Annotated in this window: 26 protein-coding genes and 2 pseudogenes; 24 read left to right on the forward strand and 4 right to left on the reverse strand. The window is 39.5% G+C overall.

The window, feature by feature from the left end; all coding sequences use genetic code 11:
- Window positions 1-3: 3 nt before the first annotated feature.
- From B6D67_RS04525 to B6D67_RS04545, 5 genes are all read left to right on the forward strand, one after another.
- Window positions 4-432: a DUF1617 family protein gene (locus B6D67_RS04525; protein WP_002988448.1), complete on the forward strand. Its 429-nt coding sequence runs from the start codon at window positions 4-6 to the stop codon at window positions 430-432.
- 2 nt (window positions 433-434) lie between these two features.
- Window positions 435-1,073: a hypothetical protein gene (locus B6D67_RS04530; RefSeq protein WP_046735270.1), complete on the forward strand. Its 639-nt coding sequence runs from the start codon at window positions 435-437 to the stop codon at window positions 1,071-1,073.
- 11 nt (window positions 1,074-1,084) lie between these two features.
- Entirely contained in the window at window positions 1,085-1,357 is a 273-nt protein-coding gene (locus tag B6D67_RS04535) for a DUF7365 family protein (protein WP_011017397.1), read from the forward strand.
- The gene (locus B6D67_RS04540) at window positions 1,354-1,581 is read left to right on the forward strand and encodes a phage holin (RefSeq protein WP_029714020.1); all 228 of its coding nucleotides are present in this window, start codon (window positions 1,354-1,356) and stop codon (window positions 1,579-1,581) included. Before B6D67_RS04535 ends, B6D67_RS04540 begins: the two co-directional genes overlap by 4 nt.
- A gap of 122 nt (window positions 1,582-1,703) precedes the next feature.
- Window positions 1,704-2,909 (forward strand): glucosaminidase domain-containing protein, encoded by a 1,206-nt coding sequence (locus tag B6D67_RS04545; protein ID WP_029714018.1) that lies wholly within the window; start codon window positions 1,704-1,706, stop codon window positions 2,907-2,909.
- A gap of 115 nt (window positions 2,910-3,024) precedes the next feature.
- Here B6D67_RS04545 and B6D67_RS04550 read toward each other — a convergent pair whose 3' ends face one another.
- The 4 genes from B6D67_RS04550 to B6D67_RS10230 all read right to left on the reverse strand — a co-directional run bounded on the left by B6D67_RS04550 (window position 3,025) and on the right by B6D67_RS10230 (window position 4,480).
- Entirely contained in the window at window positions 3,025-3,381 is a 357-nt protein-coding gene (locus tag B6D67_RS04550; protein ID WP_011054446.1) for a hypothetical protein, read from the reverse strand.
- A gap of 57 nt (window positions 3,382-3,438) precedes the next feature.
- Complete coding sequence (locus B6D67_RS04555; protein ID WP_011054447.1) at window positions 3,439-3,678, reverse strand: hypothetical protein; 240 nt, start codon at window positions 3,676-3,678, stop codon at window positions 3,439-3,441.
- 263 nt (window positions 3,679-3,941) lie between these two features.
- On the reverse strand, window positions 3,942-4,193 hold the full coding sequence (locus B6D67_RS04560) for a hypothetical protein (RefSeq protein WP_011054448.1): 252 nt from the start codon (window positions 4,191-4,193) through the stop codon (window positions 3,942-3,944).
- Window positions 4,194-4,333: 140 nt separating this feature from the next.
- Complete coding sequence (locus tag B6D67_RS10230; RefSeq protein WP_011054449.1) at window positions 4,334-4,480, reverse strand: hypothetical protein; 147 nt, start codon at window positions 4,478-4,480, stop codon at window positions 4,334-4,336.
- Between the two features lie 153 nt (window positions 4,481-4,633).
- Here B6D67_RS10230 and B6D67_RS04565 point away from each other — a divergent pair, with 153 nt between their 5' ends.
- The 19 genes and pseudogenes from B6D67_RS04565 (at window position 4,634) to uvrC (ending at window position 22,492) form a co-directional block, all read left to right on the forward strand.
- On the forward strand, window positions 4,634-4,843 hold the full coding sequence (locus B6D67_RS04565) for a helix-turn-helix domain-containing protein (protein ID WP_011054450.1): 210 nt from the start codon (window positions 4,634-4,636) through the stop codon (window positions 4,841-4,843).
- Window positions 4,844-5,041: 198 nt separating this feature from the next.
- On the forward strand, window positions 5,042-5,224 hold the full coding sequence (locus B6D67_RS04570) for a competence regulator inhibitor paratox (RefSeq protein ID WP_029714017.1): 183 nt from the start codon (window positions 5,042-5,044) through the stop codon (window positions 5,222-5,224).
- A 222-nt stretch (window positions 5,225-5,446) separates the two neighbouring features.
- Window positions 5,447-5,854, forward strand: a pseudogene (locus B6D67_RS10235) (nucleoside-diphosphate kinase).
- Between the two features lie 123 nt (window positions 5,855-5,977).
- Window positions 5,978-7,810, forward strand: a complete 1,833-nt coding sequence (gene lepA / locus B6D67_RS04585) for a translation elongation factor 4 (protein ID WP_010922253.1) — start codon at window positions 5,978-5,980, stop codon at window positions 7,808-7,810.
- 257 nt (window positions 7,811-8,067) lie between these two features.
- Window positions 8,068-8,886, forward strand: a complete 819-nt coding sequence (slc2, locus tag B6D67_RS04590; protein WP_029714016.1) for an LPXTG-anchored collagen-like adhesin Scl2/SclB — start codon at window positions 8,068-8,070, stop codon at window positions 8,884-8,886.
- Between the two features lie 185 nt (window positions 8,887-9,071).
- Window positions 9,072-9,509, forward strand: a complete 438-nt coding sequence (gene msrB / locus B6D67_RS04595; protein ID WP_010922255.1) for a peptide-methionine (R)-S-oxide reductase MsrB — start codon at window positions 9,072-9,074, stop codon at window positions 9,507-9,509.
- Window positions 9,510-9,623: 114 nt separating this feature from the next.
- Window positions 9,624-10,643: a YeiH family protein gene (locus B6D67_RS04600; RefSeq protein WP_010922256.1), complete on the forward strand. Its 1,020-nt coding sequence runs from the start codon at window positions 9,624-9,626 to the stop codon at window positions 10,641-10,643.
- Window positions 10,644-10,849: 206 nt separating this feature from the next.
- Entirely contained in the window at window positions 10,850-11,275 is a 426-nt protein-coding gene (locus B6D67_RS04605; protein WP_002989935.1) for a PTS sugar transporter subunit IIA, read from the forward strand.
- A gap of 18 nt (window positions 11,276-11,293) precedes the next feature.
- Window positions 11,294-11,785 (forward strand): PTS sugar transporter subunit IIB, encoded by a 492-nt coding sequence (locus B6D67_RS04610; RefSeq protein WP_002984845.1) that lies wholly within the window; start codon window positions 11,294-11,296, stop codon window positions 11,783-11,785.
- A gap of 16 nt (window positions 11,786-11,801) precedes the next feature.
- Entirely contained in the window at window positions 11,802-12,611 is an 810-nt protein-coding gene (locus tag B6D67_RS04615) for a PTS mannose/fructose/sorbose/N-acetylgalactosamine transporter subunit IIC (RefSeq protein ID WP_002984844.1), read from the forward strand.
- Window positions 12,608-13,435, forward strand: a complete 828-nt coding sequence (locus B6D67_RS04620; RefSeq protein ID WP_002989931.1) for a PTS system mannose/fructose/sorbose family transporter subunit IID — start codon at window positions 12,608-12,610, stop codon at window positions 13,433-13,435. Before B6D67_RS04615 ends, B6D67_RS04620 begins: the two co-directional genes overlap by 4 nt.
- A 135-nt stretch (window positions 13,436-13,570) precedes the next feature.
- On the forward strand, window positions 13,571-15,220 hold the full coding sequence (locus B6D67_RS04625) for a sensor histidine kinase (RefSeq protein WP_011285511.1): 1,650 nt from the start codon (window positions 13,571-13,573) through the stop codon (window positions 15,218-15,220).
- Between the two features lie 3 nt (window positions 15,221-15,223).
- Window positions 15,224-16,012 carry a response regulator transcription factor gene (locus tag B6D67_RS04630; RefSeq protein ID WP_010922260.1) on the forward strand — a complete coding sequence of 263 codons (789 nt, stop codon included), beginning with the start codon at window positions 15,224-15,226 and terminating at the stop codon, window positions 16,010-16,012.
- Window positions 16,006-17,052, forward strand: coding sequence for an extracellular solute-binding protein (locus tag B6D67_RS04635; protein WP_015055942.1), 1,047 nt, complete (start codon window positions 16,006-16,008; stop codon window positions 17,050-17,052). The genes B6D67_RS04630 and B6D67_RS04635 overlap by 7 nt, the downstream gene beginning before the upstream one ends.
- Before the next feature lie 96 nt (window positions 17,053-17,148).
- Window positions 17,149-17,654: pseudogene (locus B6D67_RS04640) on the forward strand (YkgJ family cysteine cluster protein).
- Between the two features lie 176 nt (window positions 17,655-17,830).
- On the forward strand, window positions 17,831-18,397 hold the full coding sequence (locus tag B6D67_RS04645; protein ID WP_010922263.1) for a sugar O-acetyltransferase: 567 nt from the start codon (window positions 17,831-17,833) through the stop codon (window positions 18,395-18,397).
- Between the two features lie 15 nt (window positions 18,398-18,412).
- Window positions 18,413-19,102, forward strand: coding sequence for a pyrimidine 5'-nucleotidase PynA (pynA, locus tag B6D67_RS04650; RefSeq protein ID WP_011285513.1), 690 nt, complete (start codon window positions 18,413-18,415; stop codon window positions 19,100-19,102).
- A gap of 94 nt (window positions 19,103-19,196) precedes the next feature.
- Complete coding sequence (locus B6D67_RS04655) at window positions 19,197-20,594, forward strand: NAD-dependent succinate-semialdehyde dehydrogenase (protein ID WP_010922265.1); 1,398 nt, start codon at window positions 19,197-19,199, stop codon at window positions 20,592-20,594.
- Between the two features lie 101 nt (window positions 20,595-20,695).
- On the forward strand, window positions 20,696-22,492 hold the full coding sequence (uvrC, locus tag B6D67_RS04660) for an excinuclease ABC subunit UvrC (protein WP_010922266.1): 1,797 nt from the start codon (window positions 20,696-20,698) through the stop codon (window positions 22,490-22,492).
- Window positions 22,493-22,579: the final 87 nt, after the last annotated feature.

The raw sequence follows: 22,579 nt of genomic DNA on the forward strand, positions 1-22,579 counted from the left end.
AACATGGATTTAACGCTTAAAAACAAAGATTTAAACACATTATATAGTGTACTAGACAAAATCAAGGTCACGAACATGCGAGCAAACCGCGGACGTGCTAAGCTACTCGCAAAAGTAGTCGATAAAATCAAAGAGTACGCCAAGGATGAGGGTGACCTTATTGATCTGTATGCTCAAAAAGACAAAGATGGCAAGTTTGTCATCGATGAGCGCAAAAACATCAAGCTAGCAGACCCGACTAAGATTGATGAGCTCAACGACTTATTGTCCGAACTTGGTAATGAGGACATTACTATCAAAGGCCATGAGTATTCTAAGCGTTTTATCGACTTTTTGGAGTACTTGGCAGAATCGGAAGATGAGTTTACCTCAGACGAAATCATTATCATCGATAACATTTTAGAGGAATTTGAAGAAAGCAAAGGAGAATAACTATGAAGACATTAACACTATCAGGCAAACCTTATCCAATTCATGAAGGCGGTAAAGTTGTAAAAACAGAGGTTCGCTTAATCGGTGACAATGGGCTATTTATCCCCATTGAATTAATCGGTGATCAGACAGCTAAGGGAGCAGATGACCTTATTAAAGAGGGACTAGATGCTTTTGTACGCGAGTATGTGACTAAATACGCCGTAGCAGAATCAGTGCAAAAAGTGGAAGAGTTGAGCCTCGCACAAAAAGAGATTGAGCAAAATGCGGAGCAAGCAAAGGTAACAGCAGAAGCCGCTGAAAAACAAGCTAAATCTCTGGAGCTTGTCATTGCAAAATCTCAAAAAATGGCTAATCTACAAGCAATCCATCTACTAACAAGCGGAAGCAAAGTTGAACCTGATATCTATAAAGGTCTTTTAGAGCTAATCGAGCCAGCCAAACAAGGTGAGTATCAGGCTTATGACGTGTTTACGGTGGTCGACAGTACTAAAGAGGAAGACGGAGAGGCTGGTGAAGGTAACCTAGTCTTTGTGCATGTCAACGAGCCATTTACTTATGACAAACAGACGCTTAAAGAGCTAGAGGAAGAGGATAAAGTTACAGTCATTAAGTATGCGGACTTAGTTAAGCAGGATTAGCGAGGTAAGCTATGGCAACAGAGTTGATTTTTGGCCTTGGTGGCTTTATTTTAGCTATCGTCACGACTTACAATATTTTTAATGCAAAATCTATCAAGCATGCGACAGATATTACATTGTTGCAGTCTGAGGTTGAGCATTTAAAAATTGTCACTCGTCAAAATGCTAGGCGTCTTGAGGAGCATGATGAGCAAAACAAAACGCTCATCACAATGACAGAGCAAATTAAAAACCTCAATCGTGAGGTAAGAGAACTTAAAGATATTATGAGAGGTGAAGCATGATTAATTTAAAATTACGACTACAAAACAAAGTAACCTTGATGGCTATTTTAGGAGCTATCTTTTTACTGGCACAGCAATTAGGTATTAAACTACCATCAAACATCGCGGATATTGCCAACACAGCTGTAACGCTTTTGGTGTTGCTTGGTGTTGTCGCAGACCCAACCACAAAAGGGTTGTCTGATAGTGAACAAGCCTTGACTTACCACGAGCCAAAGAAATAGAAGAGGAGTAGCATGAGAAAAGCAATCACACAACTAGCCGTCATCATAGCTATCATAGTGCTATATTTTCCACTGGCCGCGATTGCTTTGATTTTGGCTCCCTTTATAGGAGAGGATGATAGATGGCATTTTTAGATAAAATAAAAAGCGCAGTTATCGCAGAGTGGCACACTCATAAGATTTTGCCATCCTTGACAGCAGCGCAAGCAATCCTTGAGAGCGGGTGTGGTAAACATGCACCACATAATGCTTTGTTTGGTATCAAGGCAGATAGATCTTGGACCGGTAAGTCGTTTAACACCAAAACCCAAGAGGAGTATCAACCAGGAGTTGTGACGGATATTGTCGACAGGTTTAGGGCCTATGACAGTTGGGAGGACTCTATCGCTGATCATGGCCAGTTTTTAGTCGATAATCCACGCTATAAGGCAGTTATTGGAGAGGCTGACTACAAAAAAGCTTGTCATGCTATAAAAGATGCAGGTTATGCGACTGCGAGTGGCTATGCGGATCTGTTGATCCAACTGATCGAGGAGAATAACTTGCAGGAATGGGATGCCGAAGCTATAAAAAATAAGGAGGAGCAGATGATTAGTTCTCAGTGTCGGGAAGTCATTGAATTTTTTATTAACTTAGCAAACGCCGGAGTTGGCGTGGATAAAGATAGTTTTGCGGGCTGGCAATGCGCAGATGTGCCTTGTTATGCAGCAAAGCACTGGTTTGGTGTTGACCTCTGGGGAAATGCCATAGACTTACTAGATAGCGCTGCTGCCGTAGGCTGGGAAGTACATCGCATGCCTACGGACGCAAATCCGCGCACTGGAGCATTTTTTGTTCAATCAGTGCCATACCATCAATTTGGACATACGGGAATTGTTATCGAGGATAGTGACGGTTACACTATGCGCACTGTCGAGCAAAACATTGATGGCAATCCTGATGCTTTGTATGTCGGTGCACCAGCTCGTTTTAACAATCGCGATTTTACAGGCGTGATAGGGTGGTTTTACCCGCCATACCAAGGAGATGCAGTTACACAAACAGTCAGCACCGAGCCACAAACCTCTGACACCATCGTAGAGACAGCAAAAACAGGCACCTTTACCCTTGATGTCGCAGAAATCAATATCAGACGCTGGCCAAGCCTTGCCAGCGAAGTAGTAGGTATCTACAAGCAAGGCGATACCGTTAGCTTTGATAGTGAGGGTTACGCCAATGGTTACTACTGGATTAGCTATGTTGGTGACTCGGGTAAGCGAAGCTACATGGCTATTGGGATAACTGACAAAGACGGTAACATTATCAGTCTTTGGGGTAAATTAGTGTAACCGACATATATGCCGGTAGCAAAAAAGGAGGTAAAGCTCCAAGATAAGACAAAACCGCTCAGATTAATTTCTGGGCGGTTTTTTGTGTGTCTAAAAAAGCAGCAATATTAGCCGCTCAAATATTAATCGACTCTATTAATTTTAGGCGCTGTGCGTAATCTAAATCTCTAACCATCTTGGCTAAATCCAGACAGCCGTCAATCTCTGTGTCGGCAATAGCATCGTGCAAATATCTGATTTTATTGCGATCCATAAAAGCACCGAGAACAGCCTCGCCTAAAATCATTTGCTGCTGTGGTGTCAACTCTGGGATCTCTGTTAGCCCCATCAGAGCATCGTAACGCTCTGCAATATCCATGACGCGACCGCTAAAAGTACGATTGCGCAAAGCGTTGCTGCACTCATCATAAATCTTTTCTAATGCGCCGTTGATATAAATTGATTTTTTCCGTTGTGCGGTTGTTTTTGTCATGTTAAATCCTCCTTGGACGGCAATTTACCAATAAAGGGGGCAGTTGCCCTCTTTATACTAAAATTCAAATCCGTTTTCTTTAGCGATTGTTATATAATCTGCTAGTTCGTTGGTTTCTGCGTTAATCTCGTTATCGTTTAAAAATTCGATTGCTTGAGCAAGCTCGTTCCACCAGTCAAACATTGCTTTTTCTTCTGTGTACCAAATGCCTTCTTCTGATTCAGTAAAGTCAAAGCCAAACTCTTCAAAAACTGTGATGTTGTCAATGTTTTCGATGTCTGTTACAAAGTATTTCATATTGTCCTCCTCGACCTCTTTCAGGTCTTGCGATTTATTTTTTTGTAAGCCTTTGTCTTACTTACATATTTATTATAACATTAGGTAGCACCTTAGTCAATACCTTTTTTAAAATTATTTTTTAGTCCATTAAACCAGACTAAAACAAAAAGTCCTTTTTATAGGACTGTTTTTGTTGCCAGAATCAATATGTTTTATAAAAAAAGACTCGTCATTAATAGTGTAAAATGTAAAAGTTTTGAGAGTTATAGTAGTCATAAGTATTACCCCTTAAAATACCCACAACGTTTTTCAGCAGTCGCTTGAGTGATTTTTCTATCACCCCAGTAAAAAACTTTTTCAATCGATCCATGTCGAGGATATACTGCACAATTAATATTTGCTGTTTTGTTAACTACAAATTTTGTGTTTGGCTCGATACCGCTAGCTCTAACTTTATTGTAGTTAGTTGATGAACTGTTACGATATTTAAAGGGTTTATTGTAAATTTCAAAAATTTTATTTCCATATTCCATTTTATTTCTCCTTATTACATAGATAAACATTGATAATGATGATTAATATTGCGATAGTCATTACCATTGCATGACCTCTTTTCTTTTGTTATAATAAGGACAGGGTAGGGGAGTTACTGCTCCCCTCTGTCCATTAGCGATTACTTATGCTTGCGAGGCTTGGGTTTTCGCTTTTTTGTTTGCTTGCTAACGCTTAGAGCTGTGATAAAACTGGCTACTGCGGTTATGTAAGCTGGTGTGCTATCAATTACTTTTTCAAGTAACCTTAGATAGTCTTCTTTGTTCATTGGTCTCACCTTCTTTCCTTACCTTATGATATTATTATACAAGATTATCTTGTATTTGTAAAGTGTTTTTAAAAGATTTTTTTGTTTTTTAAAAAATAATCTTGTTTTTAAGTTATTTTTGTTGTAATATAAACTCAACAGGAGATTAAAAAAATGGAATTATATGAATTTGTCGGGGAACAAATAAGACATCAAAGGAAACTTGCTAAACTAAATCAAAGTCAACTTGCGGAGTTATTAGATACCAATCAGCAAACAATCGGCATGATGGAAAACGGGAAGCGTAGAGCTACACTCCAAGATTTAGTTAAGCTACGGAAAATATTTAATGTATCAGTAGATGATTTTTTACCAAAGGACTGACAATATCTAATTTTAAATTTACAATATAATTAATGACATAGTAGCTTAGCTATGAGGGTTGAGAAATATGGTAGTAATCCATAAATTAAACAGACTGCAGTTTTTGCCAGTCTGTTTTTTTAGTCCATTAAACCAGACTAAAACAAAAAAGTCCTTTTTAAGGGACTTTTTACGAATAATAAGATAAGGAGGATTTACATGCTAACATACGACGAGTTTAAGCAAGCGATTGACAATGGATATATCACAGCAGACACAGTAGCGATCGTGCGTAAAAACGGATTGATATTTGATTATGTGTTGCCGCACGAGTCTGTGAGATCGTGTGAGATTGTGATCGAGGAGAGGGTGGCGGAGGTGATGGTGGAATTAGACAAATAAAAAAAGACCTTGTCCAAAAGGTCGTGGTATAGTCGGGGACAGGTAGTCCAATCTATTGATATAAAGCCTTTTTAGTTTACGAGCTATGCTGTTTTGAATGGTCTCCATTCAACATTGCCGATGATAACTTGAGAAAGAGGGTTAATACCAGCAGTCGGATACCTTCCTATTCTTTCTGTTAAAGCGTTTTCATGTTATAATAGGCAAAAGAAGAGTAGTGTGATGGAACAAACATTTTTTATGATTAAGCCATATGGGGTTAAGCAAGGGGAGGTAGTTGGAGAGGTTTTACGGTGGATTGAACGCCTAAGATTTACGTTTAAGCGATTCGAGCTAAGACAAGCTAGTTCGAAATACTTGGCTAAGCACGACGAGGCCTTGGTGATAAACCTTTTGATCCTAAACTTAAAGCTTACATGACAAGTGGTCCTGTTTTAATTGGGATAATTCTTGGGGACTAAGGTGGTTTTGTCTTTTTGAACCATGATGAGAGTAACCAATCCTAAGGATGCTCTTTGCGGAACCATTCGTGAGAATTTTGCTCAGGCTCCTGGTGATGATGGAGGTATTTTTAACATGGTGCATGGGTCTCATTCAAGAGACTCTGCTAGGCGTGAGATCGCTCTTTGATCTCATCAAAGTAATCTTGGTAGCTCCGCTATTCTCTTGCAAGATAATCCGTAAGAAAAGATAGGCAAAGGCCTACCTTTTTTGTTATAATAGAAGGAAAGACTAAATGTATAGGAAAATAGAATGAACAGTCAAGATTTAAAAAAACGTCAGGAGAAGATTCGTAATTTCTCCATTATCGCACATATTGACCATGGCAAATCTACTCTCGCTGACCGCATTTTGGAAAAGACAGAGACGGTTTCGTCTCGTGAAATGCAGGCTCAGTTATTGGACTCCATGGATTTGGAGCGTGAGCGTGGGATTACCATCAAGTTAAACGCCATTGAGCTTAATTACACGGCTAAAGATGGGGAAACCTACATTTTCCACCTTATTGATACCCCAGGGCATGTGGACTTTACTTATGAAGTATCGCGTTCGTTGGCAGCCTGTGAGGGAGCGATTTTAGTTGTTGATGCAGCGCAGGGAATTGAAGCGCAGACATTGGCTAATGTTTACCTAGCCCTTGATAATGATTTGGAAATTTTACCGGTTATCAATAAAATTGATTTGCCTGCTGCTGACCCTGAGAGAGTCCGTCATGAAGTAGAAGATGTCATTGGACTTGATGCTTCTGAGGCTGTTCTGGCATCAGCCAAGGCTGGTATTGGGATCGAAGAGATTCTTGAGCAAATTGTTGAGAAGGTTCCTGCTCCTACGGGTGATGTGGATGCGCCTTTACAGGCCTTGATTTTTGACTCTGTGTATGATGCTTACCGAGGGGTAATTTTGCAGGTTCGGATTGTGAACGGTATTGTCAAGCCTGGCGATAAAATCCAGATGATGTCTAATGGAAAAACCTTTGATGTTACAGAAGTTGGGATTTTCACTCCTAAGGCAGTTGGACGAGATTTCCTTGCGACGGGAGATGTTGGTTATGTTGCGGCTTCTATCAAAACGGTAGCAGATACCCGTGTGGGGGATACGGTGACTTTAGCTAATAACCCTGCTAAGGAAGCCTTGCATGGCTACAAGCAGATGAACCCGATGGTCTTTGCAGGGATTTATCCGATTGAATCAAATAAATACAATGACTTGCGTGAAGCACTTGAAAAATTACAACTGAACGATGCCAGTTTACAGTTTGAACCCGAAACGTCACAAGCGCTTGGATTTGGTTTTCGATGCGGTTTTTTAGGCTTGCTTCACATGGATGTGATTCAAGAACGTTTGGAACGTGAATTTAACATTGATTTGATCATGACAGCACCATCTGTAGTCTACCATGTTCACACAACAGATGAGGACATGATTGAAGTGTCTAACCCTTCAGAATTTCCAGACCCAACACGGGTGGCTTTTATTGAAGAGCCTTATGTTAAAGCGCAAATCATGGTGCCACAAGAGTTCGTAGGGGCTGTTATGGAATTATCGCAGCGCAAGCGTGGTGATTTTGTGACCATGGATTACATTGATGATAACCGTGTCAATGTGATCTACCAAATCCCGCTGGCTGAAATTGTGTTTGATTTCTTTGATAAATTGAAATCCTCAACGCGAGGCTATGCGAGTTTTGATTATGACATGTCAGAATACCGCAGGTCACAATTGGTGAAAATGGACATTCTTTTGAACGGTGATAAGGTCGATGCGCTCAGCTTTATTGTTCATAAAGAATTTGCTTATGAACGCGGGAAAATTATTGTTGAGAAATTGAAAAAAATCATTCCACGTCAACAGTTTGAAGTTCCGATCCAAGCCGCTATTGGTCAAAAAATTGTTGCGCGTTCAGACATCAAGGCCCTTCGTAAAAACGTTTTAGCGAAGTGTTATGGTGGTGACGTGTCTCGTAAACGTAAATTGCTCGAAAAACAAAAGGCTGGTAAAAAACGGATGAAGGCTATTGGTTCTGTCGAAGTCCCTCAAGAAGCCTTCTTGAGTGTTCTTTCAATGGATGACGATACCAAGAAATAACCAAGCCTAATCGCTTAGTCTTCAGAGGAGAACTCTTGTGGGTCTACATGACCAAAAAATGGTTATCTTATACAAAAAGAACTTTACAATCATTCGCACATAATGTTATAATAATATTATAATGTTATCTCATTATTAGGTGGGTCTACATTTAATATTATTAAAGAAAAAAGAGGAAACAAAAACTGTGAACAAAACAAAACAAAACAAAACATAGCCTTCTTTGTCGCTATGGCTTAACCTCAGCGGCTGCTCTTTTGCTGACCTTTGGAGGTGCAAGTGCGGTTAAGGCGGAAGAAAATGAAAAAGTAAGAGAGCAAGAAAAGCTCATACAGCAACTTTCTGAAAAGCTAGTGGAAATTAATGACTTACAAACTTTAAATGGTGATAAAGAGAGTATACAGTCTCTCGTAGATTATCTGACTCGAAGAGGAAAACTTGAAGAAGAATGGATGGAATATTTGAATTCTGGTATTCAACGCAAACTTTTTGTTGGTCCAAAAGGACCTGCAGGTGAAAAAGGAGAACAAGGTCCTACTGGAAAACAAGGCGAGCGTGGTGAGACCGGCCCTGCAGGTCCACGTGGTGACAAGGGCGAAACTGGTGACAAAGGAGCCCAGGGTCCAGTAGGTCCCGCTGGCAAGGACGGCCAAAACGGTAAAGATGGTCTTCCAGGTAAAGACGGCAAGGACGGCCAAAACGGTAAAGATGGTAAGGATGGCCAAGATGGCAAAGATGGTCTTCCAGGTAAAGACGGTCAACCAGGTAAACCAGCTCCTAAAACACCAGAGGTCCCTCAAAACCCAGATACTGCACCACATACTCCAAAAACCCCTCGGATCCCTGGTCAATCAAAAGACGTGACACCTGCTCCTCAAAACCCTTCTAATAGAGGTCTAAACAAACCACAAACACAAGGTGGTAATCAGCTCGCAAAAACACCGGCAGCTCACGACACACACAGACAATTGCCAGCAACAGGCGAAACAACCAATCCATTCTTTACAGCAGCTGCTGTAGCTATCATGACGACAGCTGGAGTTGTAGCTGTTGCAAAACGTCAAGAAAACAACTAATCCTCTTTTTGCTACCTAACTGATGGAAAGTAAAACTCAGAGAGAACCTCAAGGTTCTCTCTTTTTTGAATCAAGATAGTAGCTCTAGGTATAACGTCTTGTCTGAGGTGCTGTGAACAAATCAGTTACCGCTCACCTCTTTTTTTGGTAAAATGTAAGCACTAAAACATCAAAAGGAGTTTTCCATGGAAACATCAGATGAGTTAAAACAACGCATTGGTGATCTTTCTTACGAGGTCACCCAGCATGCAGCAACAGAATCTCCCTTTACAGGAGAATATGATAATTTTTTTGAGAAGGGTATCTATGTCGATATCGTCAGTGGTGAGGTCTTGTTTTCATCACTGGATAAATTTAATTCTGGCTGTGGTTGGCCTGCCTTTTCAAAACCTATTGAAAATCGTATGGTCACAAACCACGATGACTCTTCTTATGGGATGAGACGAGTTGAGGTTAAAAGCCGTGAAGCAGGATCGCATTTGGGGCATGTCTTTAGTGACGGCCCCAAAGAAGCTGGAGGCTTGCGTTACTGTATCAATTCAGCAGCTCTTAAATTTATTCCTTATGACCAGATGGAAAAAGAAGGCTATGCCCAATGGCTCACATTGTTTGATGAGACATAACAGGGTTTCAAAATGACTGAAATTCCCACAAGCACTGGATTGGTGAGGCGTACGGGTCAGTTTTACAAGCCTTTGTAAAAGGTCTATAATAGGGAATGAAAAAAGGAGGTTAGTATGTCAACTCACTTAAGAAAACTTCCAGGGCTGTTACTTTGCTTATTGTTAGCTCTTCCAGCCTGGTGTTTAGGGCGCTTATTTCCCATTATTGGAGCACCTGTTTTTGCTATTCTTTTAGGAATGTTGTTAGCCTTGTTTTATGAACATCGTGACAAGACTAAAGAGGGAATTAGTTTTACATCCAAGTATATTTTACAAACAGCAGTGGTTTTGCTTGGTTTTGGATTAAACCTAACCCAAGTTATGGCAGTGGGCATGCAGTCTTTACCGATTATCATTTCAACTATTGCGACAGCTCTTTTGGTAGCTTATGGCTTACAGAAATGGCTGCGCTTAGATGTCAATACAGCCACCTTGGTAGGTGTAGGATCTTCCATTTGTGGGGGGTCTGCTGTTGCAGCGACAGCTCCTGTCATTAAGGCAAAGGATGACGAGGTTGCTAAGGCAATTTCAGTCATTTTTCTCTTTAATATGTTAGCAGCTTTGCTATTTCCAAGTTTAGGACAATTACTAGGCTTATCTAATGAAGGTTTTGCTATTTTTGCCGGGACAGCTGTTAACGACACTTCTTCCGTGACTGCAACGGCCACGGCCTGGGATGCCCTTCACCATTCCAATACACTAGATGGAGCAACCATTGTTAAATTGACTCGCACCTTGGCTATTCTCCCAATTACTTTAGGTTTATCCCTTTACCGAGCGAAAAAAGAGCACGACATCGTTACAGAAGAAAACTTTAGCCTTAGGAAGTCATTCCCTCGTTTCATCCTCTTCTTTTTATTAGCTTCTCTCATCACAACATTGATGACCAGTTTGGGAGTTTCTGCCGATAGTTTCCATTACCTAAAAACCTTATCAAAATTCTTTATCGTGATGGCTATGGCAGCGATTGGTTTAAACACAAACCTGGTTAAACTGATTAAGACGGGCGGTCAGGCTATCCTTTTAGGAGCTATTTGCTGGGTAGCTATCACCCTTGTCAGTTTAGCCATGCAATTAAGTTTGGGCATTTGGTAATCAGACACGAGAAATCAGTTTGACTGATTTCTTTTTTTGTATCTTATTTGTGTAGAATTGTCTACATTTTAAAGAGAATAATGCATTTTTAAAACGTTTTCATTTGATAAAATAAACCTATCGTTAAACCAGTTCAGTAAGGACAACTGGTTGAGATAAGCAATTACCGTTTACTCAGCGGTTTTTGTTAATAGAGGAGGATAGGAATGAAACGAAAATTTCTCATTGGGAGTCACGGCAGACTAGCCAGTGGTTTGCAAAGCTCTATTGACATTTTAGCAGGTATGGGACAGGCACTTGAAACCATTGATGCTTATGTTGATGATAGTGACTACACTAGCCAGATTGATGACTTTATCGCTGGGGTAGCAGCAGATGAGCAGGGCCTTATTTTTACTGATTTGTTAGGCGGCAGTGTGAATCAGAAAATGGTAACCGCTGTAATGAACAGTGGCAAAGACAATATCTTTTTAATCACAAACAGTAACTTAGCCACTTTATTGTCGTTGGTGTTTTTAAAACCAGGCGAAGCGCTTACTAAAGATGAAATTGTAACCGTTATCAATGAATCGCAAGTTCAGTTAGTGGATTTGGTCCCTGAGACAAATTCAGAAGATGACTTTTTTGATTAATATCTAGGAGGAAGACAAATGATTACCCAAATTCGTGTTGACGACCGTTTGATTCACGGGCAAGTGGCAGTTGTATGGACCAAAGAGTTAAATGCGCCGCTTTTAGTAGTGGCTAATGATGAAGCTGCAAAAAATGAAATCACACAAATGACGCTTAAAATGGCTGTGCCAAACGGCATGAAACTGCTTATTCGTTCAGTTGAAGACTCGATTAAGCTCTTTAATGATCCACGCGCCAAAGACAAGCGTATCTTTGTGATTGTCAATTCTGTTAAAGATGCTTGTGCCATTGCTAAAGAAGTTCCAGACTTAGAAGCTGTTAATGTGGCTAATGTGGGGCGCTTTGATAAGTCAGACCCAGCAAGCAAAGTCAAAGTGACACCAAGTCTTTTACTTAACCCAGAAGAAATGGCAGCCGCAAAGGAATTAGTCAGTTTACCAGAACTTGATGTCTTTAACCAAGTCTTACCATCAAATACCAAGGTCCATTTGAGCCAATTAGTCAACTAAAGAGAGGTAAAAAAGTATGTTAGTACCAGCAACAATGGCAGCTTTAGCTGTATTGATTTGTTTTGGGGGAAATTATTTAACCGGTCAAAGCATGATGGAAAGACCCCTAGTAGTTGGACTGGTCACAGGTCTTCTTTTAGGAGATATGAAGGTCGGTATCTTAATGGGGGCCTCTCTAGAAGCTCTTTTCCTAGGAAATGTGAATATTGGGGGTGTTATTGCAGCTGAGCCTGTAACAGCGACTGCCATGGCAACAACCTTTACCATTATTTCACATATTGACCAAAAAGCAGCCATGACCCTAGCTGTTCCAATTGGAATGTTGGCAGCCTTTGTGGTTATGTTTTTGAAAAACGTCTTCATGAATATCTTTGCTCCAATGGTTGATAAAGCTGCAGCAGCTAACCATCAAGGTAAACTAGTGATGCTCCACTATGGCACTTGGATTATCTATTACTTAATCATTGCCTCTATTTCTTTCATTGGTATCTTAGTAGGTAGTGGACCTGTTAATGCCTTTGTGGAACACATTCCTCAAAATCTCATGAATGGCTTGAGTGCTGCGGGAGGCCTTCTTCCAGCTGTCGGTTTTGCCATGCTGATGAAATTATTGTGGACCAACAAATTAGCTGTTTTTTACCTATTGGGCTTTGTCTTAACAGCTTATTTGAAATTACCAGCGGTTGCAGTTGCTGCCCTAGGAGCAGTTATTTGCGTCATTAGTTCCCAACGTGATCTAGAATTAGACGCAATTACTAGAGGTGCAATTAGTAAACAAACAACCTTTGACTCTAAAGAATCAGAAGAGGAGGACTTCTTCGCATGACATCACAAGATAATTTGACTAAAGAAGACCGTAAAATGCTTCGCTCAGTCTTTTGGCGCTCATGGACGATGAATGCTAGTCGTACTGGGGCAACACAATACCACGCAGTAGGGGTTATTTACACTTTACTACCAGTCATCAATCGTTTTTATAAGACTGATAAGGATAAAGCAGAGGCACTGGTCCGTCATACAACATGGTTCAATGCCACCATGCACATCAATAACTTTATCATGGGTCTTGTGGCATCGATGGAAAAGAAAAACAGTGAAGATCCTGATTTTGATGCTAGTGCTATTACGGCGGTAAAAGCATCTCTAATGGGACCTATCTCCGGAGTTGGAGATTCCTTCTTCTGGGGAATTTTAAGGGTTATTGCGGCAGGTATCGGGATTTCCTTGGCAAGTGCAGGCTCAGCCATGGGAGCTGTTGTCTTCTTACTCTTGTACAATATTCCTGCTTTTATTATTCACTACTATAGCCTTTATGGTGGTTATTCTGTAGGTGCAGGATTTATCAAAAAACTTTACGAATCTGGTGGTATAAAAATCGTCACTAAAACCTCAAGTATGCTTGGGTTAATGATGGTAGGCTCAATGACGGCTTCAAATGTAAAATTTAAAACGATTCTTACAGTTGCTGCGAAAGGTGCCAAAGAAGCAGCTTCTATTCAAGATTACCTTGACCAATTGTTTATTGGTATTGTACCATTAATGGTAACACTAGCAGCTTTTTGGCTTCTACGAAAGAAAGTGAATATCAACTGGATTATGTTTGGTATCATGTTCCTTGGCATTATCCTTGGACTTTTAGGTATTTGCTAATAATCTCCTAGCAATAAAGGTAAGTAAGACAAGTTTTCTTGTTTTGCTTACCTTTTTCCTTTTAAGATGATGAGACTTGTTTTGATGAAAAACGTAGTAGCATTAAGAAATTTGTTATAATGAAAGGAGCTTAAGATGCGAGGTGAACAGGTGGAAGAACATTTTAAAAAACAATTACAAGATGATATTTCTAGACATTTTTCGTACCAATCGTTAATGTTATCATTGTTGCTAATTGGTCTTTTTATTATTTTTTCATTAGCGCCACAACAATTAGGCCTCTATCGTGATATCAATGCCACTGCAACCCGTTATCACCGTTTGATTAGCAAACAAGAAGCCTTGCTGGATGACTTAGGGAAAAATAGCTTACTACCTTTTTTAAATAAAAACCTCAGCACTGCTGATTTAAGCAAGCACTATTTTCATTTGCGCCATAGCAGCCAAACGTCACCAGAACTTTTACTATTTTCACCTAGTCAAGACCTTTTATTTGCTAGTAACCCACATTTAGGAAATGTTTTTAGTAAATCTGTTTATATTCAAGAAGTCTTGAGAGCAACTCATCCTCCAAAAACCTTGTTTAAAGTTGCTATGGATAGTGAAGATGGTCACTACTTGATGATCATTAAGCCAATGATAGATCAAAACCAACTAAAGGGATATGCTTTTTTAGTGATGAGTGGCAAAGATTTTCTTCATCCTACAAAAACATTGACGTCAGAGTTGGTCATTGCTGATAAGCTGGACAATACGTTTACGTTTTCCAATCGTGAGTTTATAGCATCTAGTCTAGATAAGATCAATAGCCAGTATTTACACCATTATTTTGTTTTTCAAGATAATCGAGCCTTTATCACAAGAAAGGTTGCCTTACAAGGAGGTCTTTGGCTTTACATGTATAGGCCCTTGATTCCAATGGTATCGGTGATGTTATTTTCACTTATTTCATCAGCTGTTATCTTTGTGATTTTGCAACGTAAATCAAGTGGTTTAGCTAACCGAATTGCAGCTAAAAATTCAAGAGCAATCAATCAAATGGTTAGAGATATGAGTGCGATCTCTCGGCAAGAAAAAAGACGTATTGACCTTGAGAGTCAAGATGAATTTCAATATTTATCTGATCAAATCAATCAAATGGTAGAGCGATTGCAACAGTTACATGATAAAACGTTAGATTTGGAAACTCAAAAATTATTATTTGAAAAACGGATGTTAGAAGCTCAATTCAATCCGCATTTCCTCTACAATACGCTAGAAACCATTTTGATTACGAGCCATTATGATTCTGCCCTAACAGAAAAAATTGTTATCCAATTGACAAAATTGTTGCGGTATAGTCTCACGGATTCTAGCAAACCTGTCTTGCTCAAAGATGATTTAAGTGTCATCGAGTCTTATTTAGTGATTAATCAGGTGCGGTTTGAAGAATTGCAATATAGCATTAACCTATCCCCAGACCTTGATAGTCTTGAAGTGCCTAAATTGTTCTTGTTACCTTTGATAGAAAATGCCATCAAATATGGCTTGAAAGAACGACACGATGTCAAGATTAACATTGCTTGTTATTATCAAGATGACCACATTATTTTTTCTGTGAGAGATAATGGTTCGGGAATTGATGCTCATCACCAAAAAGTGATTCGAGAGCAATTGGAAGCTGGAGAGTCACACCATGGGTTAATTAACTCTTATCGTCGGCTTAAGTATCATTTTTCAGAAGTATCCTTGGTTTTTGATCAAGGTGATAAACAGTTTAATGTTAGTTACCATGTTAAGGAGTAGTCTATGTACAAATTAGTCATTATTGAAGATGAACATATTATTAGGAAATGGTTGCGATACGCTATTGATTATAAAGCTTTAGATATTTTGGTCATTGGCGAGGCTAAAGATGGCAAAGAAGGAGCTGTTTTAATCAAAGAGAGTCAACCAGATATCGTTTTAACCGATATTAACATGCCCATCATGACAGCTTTTGACATGTTTGAAGTAACAAAAGATCAAACTTACGCCAAAATTATTTTATCTGGCTATGCTGATTTTCCAAATGCAAGGTCTGCCATACACTACGGTGTACTTGAATTTTTAACAAAACCGATTGAAAAAGCAGCTCTTTGGGAATGTCTTCAAACCATTATTGCTAAAATAGAAAAGCAAAAGGGGTCTAATCAAAAAACAGATGCTTGCGTCTATATTCCCTTACCCCAGATGACTGATCAGATTCCTGAAGTAGTCAAAGATATTTTGGAGTGGGTACATGCTCATTTTCAAGACAAGATCAGCACGAGCCGCCTAGCTCATGACTTAGGGTATAGTGAGAGTTATATCTATCAAAATATCAAAAAGCATCTTCAGATGCCTTTAAGTGATTACATTAATCAATATCGGATTAATCAGGCAATTCAATTGATGCAACAAGAACCAGATTTAATGGTATATGAAATAGCACAAGCTGTAGGTATTTATGACTATCGCTATTTTGATAGGGTTTTTAAAAAGTATCTAGGACAAACTGTAAAGGCTTTTAAAGAAGAGCATTTTATGAAAGATACCGATAGGAGTAAGCCATGTTAAAACTCAAACGCAAATGGCTATTAAGCTTTTTGTTAGTAATAATTATTCTAGCAATCGTTAACGTTGCAATGTATATATTCTCATCGTCAAAAAAAGATAGTGCTAAAGAATTAGTTATCTTGACTCCTAATAGCCAAACTATTTTAACAGGGACTATTCCAGCCTTTGAGGAAAAGTATGGGGTTAAAGTAAGATTAATCCAAGGTGGGACGGGCCAACTTATTGATCAATTAGGTCGAAAAGATAAACCATTAAACGCTGATATTTTCTTTGGTGGCAATTACACTCAATTTGAAAGCCATAAAGATTTATTTGAATCTTATGTTTCTCCGCAGGTTTCTACTGTCATTTCAGATTACCAATTGCCTAGTCATCGCGCAACCCCATATACGATCAATGGCAGTGTACTGATTGTTAATAACGAATTAGCAAGAGGACTTCATATTACCAGTTATGAGGATTTGCTACAACCAGCTTTAAAAGGCAAAATTGCTTTTGCTGATCCCAACAGTTCATCAAGTGCCTTCTCACAGCTGACTAATATATTGTTAGCTAAGGGGGGGTACACAAACGCTGACGCTTGGGCTTACATGAAGCGCTTGTTGGTCAATATGAATTCTATTAGGGCTACGAGTTCTTCAGAAGTCTATCAATCTGTCGCTGAGGGTAAGATGATTGTTGGGCTAACCTACGAAGATCCTTGTATCAACCTGCAAAAAAGTGGTGCCAATGTTTCCATTGTTTATCCAAAAGAAGGAACGGTGTTTGTGCCCTCCTCTGTTGCTATTATCAAACATGCGCCAAACATGACAGAGGCTAAGCTCTTTATTAATTTTATGTTATCACGTGATGTGCAAAATGCCTTTGGCCAATCAACCAGTAACCGACCCATTCGTCAAGATGCCCAAACCAGTCACGACATGAAAGCCTTAGAAACGATAGCTACTTTGAAAGAGGATTATGCTTATGTTACCAAGCACAAGAAAAAAATAGTGGCTACGTACAACCAGTTGCGCCAACGGTTGGAAAAAGCTAAGTAGGAGTTAAAAGTATGGTATTGTCAACTTGAAAAAGGTCCTAAGGCCTTTTTTCTATGTTATAATTAAGAATCATCTTCAGTTGAGAAAGTAAGGATTATGCCACCAAAAACTATTGATATTGAAAAGTACCACCAGCTTGCTTGGCAAAGGCAGGCTGAACACCGAAAGTTTTTAGCGACTTTAAAGAAAAAACCACCTAAACATCTAGACAAAATTGTCCAGGACATTCATCAGGAGGTTTTTCAAGAGATTGATTGCACGTCCTGTGCTAATTGTTGCAAAGACCTTGGACCTGATTTGACAGAGACCGATATTGTCAAAATCGCTAAACTATTCCGAATGAAATTAGCGACTTTTGAAAAGACTTACTTGCGCGTGGATGAGGATGATGATAAGGTTTTCCGGTTCATGCCCTGTCCTTTTTTAGGAGGGGATAACCTTTGAAGCACTTATGATGTAAGGCCTAAAGCTTGCCGAGAATTCCCTCACACAGACCGTAAAAAAATCTACCAGATTAATCACCTCACTTCAAGAACACCTTGATTTGTCCAGCCACCTACGAGTTTGTGGAGCGGTTAAGCAAACGTTTGACCCGTTCTTAGGCTAGAAAAAGGTGTTCTTGTAGTAGAAAGTGTATTTATTATCACTTTTGACAAAAAATCTCTTTCCCTAATTGTTCTAAAGAGGCGACAATCCTTAATCACTGTTAACAAACAGTTAACCGATAAGTGGATTAAGGTTTGTCATCTCAAATAAAATACCCTCAAAAGGAGACCTTATGACCACAGAATTTGACAAAATGACTAGAGGCGAATGGTATGATGCTAATTTTGATTCGGAACTGATTCAAAAACGCATGATGGCACAAGACCTCTGTTTCGATTTAAACCAATTAAAGCCTAGTCGAGAAGAAGAACGCTCTGCCGTTTTAAACCAACTTTTTGGACAATCTTTTGAGGGCTTGGTCCTGCTCAGCCCTTTCATCTGTGACTATGGTAAGAACATTACTTTTGGGAAGAATTGCTTTATTAACAGCAATTGTTATTTCATGGATGGGGCGAAGATTGCCTTGGGCGATAATGTCTTTGTAGGTCCTTCGACAGGTTTTTACACGGCAAATCACCCTCTAGATTATAAACGCCGCAATGAGGGGCTTGAAAAAGCTTTACCAATTACCATAGGAGATAATGTCTGGTTTGGTGCCAATGTCAATGTTATGCCCGGCGTTACTATTGGCAGTGGTTGTGTGATTGCGTCAGGATCAGTTGTTACCCATGATATTCCAGTCAATTCCCTTGCGGCAGGTGTTCCTTGCCAAGTTGTACGGAAAATTGAGCAGGAGTAGAAAGTGAGGCAAAAAGTGCATTACAACTTTCTTTTTTTCGACCTTGACCATACCCTACTTGATTTTGATGCGGCAGAAGAGGTTGCTTTGACCAAGTTGCTAGAAGAGTACCAGGTTATTGATATTAAGGCTTACAAGGACTACTATAAGCCGATGAATCAGAACTTATGGAAACAGTTAGAAGGTGGGGATATTAGTAAAGCTGATTTGGTTAACTCTCGCTTTGCTCTGCTATTTGCTCATTTTGGAGTGACGGTTGATGGCAGGCAGTTAGCAGAAGGTTATCAAAAGCATTTAAAAGATCAAGGGCAAGTTTATGCTGGTGCTAAGGAGCTGTTAGCGGACTTAACTGCCCAAGGCTATAATCTTTATGCGGCAACTAATGGCATCGCAACGATTCAACAAGGCCGATTGCAAGCGTCTGGTTTGGCACCTTACTTCAAAGCCATTTTCATTTCGGAACAGTCGGGTAGTCAAAAACCTAAAAAAGCTTTCTATGATTGGATGACCCAGCAGGTTTCCAATTACCAACCTGATCAAGCTTTGATGATTGGTGATAGTTTATCGGCTGATGTTCAAGGTGGAATTAATGCTGGCATGGATACCTTATGGTACAACCCAAAGCATCTCCTGAATAACAGCCCTGTTCATCCTACCTATGAGGTGTCAGATTATCAAGCTCTGCTGAATTGTATTGCGGAGTAACAGACAATAGCCTTTAAAAATAGCGTAGTCATTTTTTGAAATCGATTTCATAATCTGGTAGACTAAGGTTATCACGAAAAGGAGGCTATATGTGATGGCTTATCAAACTATTTACCCTTATACAAATGAAGTCCTTCATACATTTGATAATATGACCGATCAAGGTTTGGCAGATGTCCTTGAAAGAGCTCACCTTCTCTATAAAAAATGGCGCAAGGAAGATCATTTAGAAGAACGTAAAGCCCAGCTTCATCAAGTGGCTAATATTCTTCGTCGTGACCGCGATAAATACGCTGAAATCATGACCAAAGACATGGGAAAACTGTTCACAGAAGCCCAAGGTGAAGTAAATCTTTGTGCCGATATTGCTGATTACTACGCTGATAAGGCAGATGAATTTTTGATGTCTACGCCACTAGAAACGGATTCAGGTCAAGCTTACTATTTGAAACAATCAACTGGTGTTATCCTAGCTGTTGAGCCTTGGAATTTTCCTTACTATCAAATCATGCGGGTCTTTGCGCCAAACTTTATTGTTGGAAACCCAATGGTTTTAAAACACGCGTCCATTTGCCCACGCTCTGCCCAATCTTTCGAAGAATTAGTTCTTGAAGCTGGTGCTGAAGCAGGTAGTATTACCAATTTGTTTATTTCTTATGACCAAGTATCACAAGTGATTGCTGATAAACGTGTGGTTGGTGTCTGCTTGACAGGTTCCGAACGTGGAGGAGCTAGCATTGCAGAAGAAGCTGGTAAAAACTTGAAAAAAACAACCCTTGAATTGGGTGGAGATGATGCCTTTATTATCCTTGATGACGCGGATTGGGATCAATTAGAGAAGGTGCTTTACTTCTCTCGTCTCTACAATGCAGGTCAAGTATGTACCTCATCGAAACGTTTTATCGTGCTTGACAAAGACTATGACCGTTTCAAAGAGTTATTAACAAAAGTCTTCAAAACAGCTAAATGGGGTGACCCAATGGATCCCGAAACGACGTTGGCGCCATTATCATCAGCTCAAGCTAAAGCAGATGTTCTTGACCAAATTAAGTTGGCCTTGGATCATGGTGCGGAGTTGGTTTATGGTGGTGAAGCGATTGATCATCCAGGTCATTTTGTCATGCCAACCATTATTGCTGGCCTCACAAAAGACAACCCTATTTACTATCAAGAAATCTTTGGCCCAGTCGGTGAAATCTACAAAGTGTCTTCTGAAGAAGAAGCGATTGAAGTGGCGAATGATTCTAACTATGGCCTTGGAGGTACTATCTTTAGTAGCAATCAAGAACATGCGAAAGCCGTAGCTGCTAAAATTGAAACTGGTATGTCTTTTATCAACTCAGGCTGGACAAGTCTTCCGGAACTCCCATTTGGTGGGATTAAACATTCAGGCTATGGTCGTGAATTGAGTGAGCTTGGCTTTACATCTTTTGTGAATGAACACCTTATCTATATTCCGAATAAAACGAATAATGGCAATACTAAAGTTTGATCTAGATTGTTAAAGGAGATCTGCTCGCCTTAATAAACAATCAAGGCGTTACACTCTTCTTTTTTAAAGTCAAAATTTTAAAAATTTGATAAACTAGTAACATGAACGAACTGATTAAACATAAACTAGAACTCTTACCAGACAGCCCTGGCTGTTACTTACATAAAGATAAAGAAGGAACTATTATCTATGTCGGTAAGGCCAAGAATTTGAAAAAACGCGTCCGGTCCTATTTTCGTGGGAGCCATGATACCAAAACAGAGTTACTAGTATCTGAGATTGTAGATTTCGAATATATTGTAACAGAGTCAGATACCGAAGCGCTTTTGTTGGAAATTAACTTGATTCAAAAAAATATGCCTAAGTACAACATCAAGTTAAAAGATGATAAATCTTATCCCTTTCTCAAAATCACAAATGAGTCTTTTCCTCGGTTAGTGATTACAAGATATATTAAGAAAAATGATGGATTGTACTTTGGGCCCTACCCAGATTCTTACACTGCTAATGAAGTTAAAAAGTTATTAGATAGGATTTTTCCATTTAAAAAGTGTAAAAATCCTATCAATAAGGTCTGTTTTTATTACCATTTAGGCCAGTGCTGTGCTCATACCATTTGTCATACAGACAAGGCCTATTGGGATCGTTTAATTGATGATGTTAAGCACTTTTTAAATGGTAAAGATGACAAAATTATTGAAGATCTTCGTTCTAAGATGTTAGCAGCTTCTAAAGAAATGGCATTTGAACGTGCCGCTGAATATCGAGATTTGATTTCAGGTATTGCCACCATGCGCACCAAGCAGCGGGTGATGAGCAAGGATTTGCAAGATAGAGATATCTTTGGCTATTATGTTGATAAGGGATGGATGTGTGTCCAAGTTTTCTTTGTGCGTCAAGGGAAATTAATTCAGCGTGATGTTAACCTTTTTCCCTATTATACCGATGCAGAAGAAGATTTCTTAACTTATATGGGGCAATTTTACCAAGATAAACAGCATTTCATCCCTAAAGAAGTCTTTATTCCAGAAGCTATTGATGAAGAACTGGTAGCCGCTATTGTGCCAACCAAAATCATCAAACCCAAACGCGGTGAAAAAAAACAACTGGTAGCTTTGGCTACTAAGAATGCTCGTGTTAGTCTGCAACAAAAATTTGATTTATTAGAAAAAGATATCAAAAAAACGAGTGGTGCTATCGAAAATTTAGGTCAGTTACTTAGGATTGACAAGCCTGTGCGCATTGAAGCCTTTGATAATTCTAACATTCAAGGGACAAGTCCAGTTGCGGCTATGGTTGTTTTTGTTGATGGCAAACCTAGTAAGAAAGATTATCGTAAATTTAAGATTAAAACAGTGGTGGGACCAGATGATTATGCCAGTATGAGAGAAGTGCTTTTTCGAAGGTACAGTCGGGTGAAAAAGGAGGGACTGCAAGCTCCTAACTTGATTATTGTTGATGGAGGCGTTGGACAAGTCAATGTGGCCAAAGATGTGATAGAAAAACAACTTGGACTCACTATTCCTGTTGCGGGACTTCAAAAAAACGATAAGCACCAGACCCATGATTTGCTTTTTGGAAACCCACTTGAAGTTGTACCGTTGCCGCGCCGTTCTGAAGAGTTTTTCTTACTGCATCGGATTCAAGACGAAGTGCATCGCTTTGCAGTTACATTTCATAGACAAGTGCGACGTAAAAATTCTTTTTCATCAACATTAGATCATATTTCAGGGCTTGGCCCAAAGCGAAAACAGTTATTACTAAGACACTTTAAAACCATAACAGCGATTGCATCAGCTACCTCTGAGGAGATTCAAGCTTTAGGTATACCTAAAACAGTAGTTGAAGCAATACAGCAACAGATAACAGACAATAAAAATGATAGATCGTCCCCTTAAATAAGTGTTATGTTTTCAGTACTGATGAGGTAAAAAGGCGCTACTTGTTACGCACGACATTTCAGTTCGTTATTTTGAAACTTTCAG

Source organism: Streptococcus pyogenes, from assembly GCF_002055535.1.
Classification (GTDB): Bacteria; Bacillota; Bacilli; order Lactobacillales; family Streptococcaceae; genus Streptococcus; species Streptococcus pyogenes.

Excerpts from the sequence above, each read along its gene's own strand:
- B6D67_RS04540 (WP_029714020.1), top strand. The coding sequence starts at position 1,354 with ATGATTAATTTAAAATTACGACTACAAAACAAAGTAACCTTGATGGCT.
- B6D67_RS04635 (WP_015055942.1), top strand. The coding sequence starts at position 16,006 with ATGTTAAAACTCAAACGCAAATGGCTATTAAGCTTTTTGTTAGTAATA.
- B6D67_RS04620 (WP_002989931.1), top strand. The coding sequence starts at position 12,608 with ATGACATCACAAGATAATTTGACTAAAGAAGACCGTAAAATGCTTCGC.
- B6D67_RS04645 (WP_010922263.1), top strand. The coding sequence starts at position 17,831 with ATGACCACAGAATTTGACAAAATGACTAGAGGCGAATGGTATGATGCT.
- B6D67_RS04530 (WP_046735270.1), top strand. The coding sequence starts at position 435 with ATGAAGACATTAACACTATCAGGCAAACCTTATCCAATTCATGAAGGC.
- B6D67_RS04555 (WP_011054447.1), bottom strand. The coding sequence starts at position 3,678 with ATGAAATACTTTGTAACAGACATCGAAAACATTGACAACATCACAGTT.
- B6D67_RS04535 (WP_011017397.1), top strand. The coding sequence starts at position 1,085 with ATGGCAACAGAGTTGATTTTTGGCCTTGGTGGCTTTATTTTAGCTATC.
- B6D67_RS10230 (WP_011054449.1), bottom strand. The coding sequence starts at position 4,480 with ATGAACAAAGAAGACTATCTAAGGTTACTTGAAAAAGTAATTGATAGC.
- B6D67_RS04610 (WP_002984845.1), top strand. The coding sequence starts at position 11,294 with ATGATTACCCAAATTCGTGTTGACGACCGTTTGATTCACGGGCAAGTG.
- B6D67_RS04570 (WP_029714017.1), top strand. The coding sequence starts at position 5,042 with ATGCTAACATACGACGAGTTTAAGCAAGCGATTGACAATGGATATATC.
- lepA (WP_010922253.1), top strand. The coding sequence starts at position 5,978 with ATGAACAGTCAAGATTTAAAAAAACGTCAGGAGAAGATTCGTAATTTC.
- B6D67_RS04560 (WP_011054448.1), bottom strand. The coding sequence starts at position 4,193 with ATGGAATATGGAAATAAAATTTTTGAAATTTACAATAAACCCTTTAAA.
- B6D67_RS04655 (WP_010922265.1), top strand. The coding sequence starts at position 19,197 with ATGGCTTATCAAACTATTTACCCTTATACAAATGAAGTCCTTCATACA.
- B6D67_RS04615 (WP_002984844.1), top strand. The coding sequence starts at position 11,802 with ATGTTAGTACCAGCAACAATGGCAGCTTTAGCTGTATTGATTTGTTTT.
- B6D67_RS04525 (WP_002988448.1), top strand. The coding sequence starts at position 4 with ATGGATTTAACGCTTAAAAACAAAGATTTAAACACATTATATAGTGTA.
- B6D67_RS04565 (WP_011054450.1), top strand. The coding sequence starts at position 4,634 with ATGGAATTATATGAATTTGTCGGGGAACAAATAAGACATCAAAGGAAA.
- msrB (WP_010922255.1), top strand. The coding sequence starts at position 9,072 with ATGGAAACATCAGATGAGTTAAAACAACGCATTGGTGATCTTTCTTAC.
- B6D67_RS04600 (WP_010922256.1), top strand. The coding sequence starts at position 9,624 with ATGTCAACTCACTTAAGAAAACTTCCAGGGCTGTTACTTTGCTTATTG.
- uvrC (WP_010922266.1), top strand. The coding sequence starts at position 20,696 with ATGAACGAACTGATTAAACATAAACTAGAACTCTTACCAGACAGCCCT.
- B6D67_RS04625 (WP_011285511.1), top strand. The coding sequence starts at position 13,571 with ATGCGAGGTGAACAGGTGGAAGAACATTTTAAAAAACAATTACAAGAT.
- B6D67_RS04630 (WP_010922260.1), top strand. The coding sequence starts at position 15,224 with ATGTACAAATTAGTCATTATTGAAGATGAACATATTATTAGGAAATGG.
- B6D67_RS04545 (WP_029714018.1), top strand. The coding sequence starts at position 1,704 with ATGGCATTTTTAGATAAAATAAAAAGCGCAGTTATCGCAGAGTGGCAC.
- B6D67_RS04605 (WP_002989935.1), top strand. The coding sequence starts at position 10,850 with ATGAAACGAAAATTTCTCATTGGGAGTCACGGCAGACTAGCCAGTGGT.
- B6D67_RS04550 (WP_011054446.1), bottom strand. The coding sequence starts at position 3,381 with ATGACAAAAACAACCGCACAACGGAAAAAATCAATTTATATCAACGGC.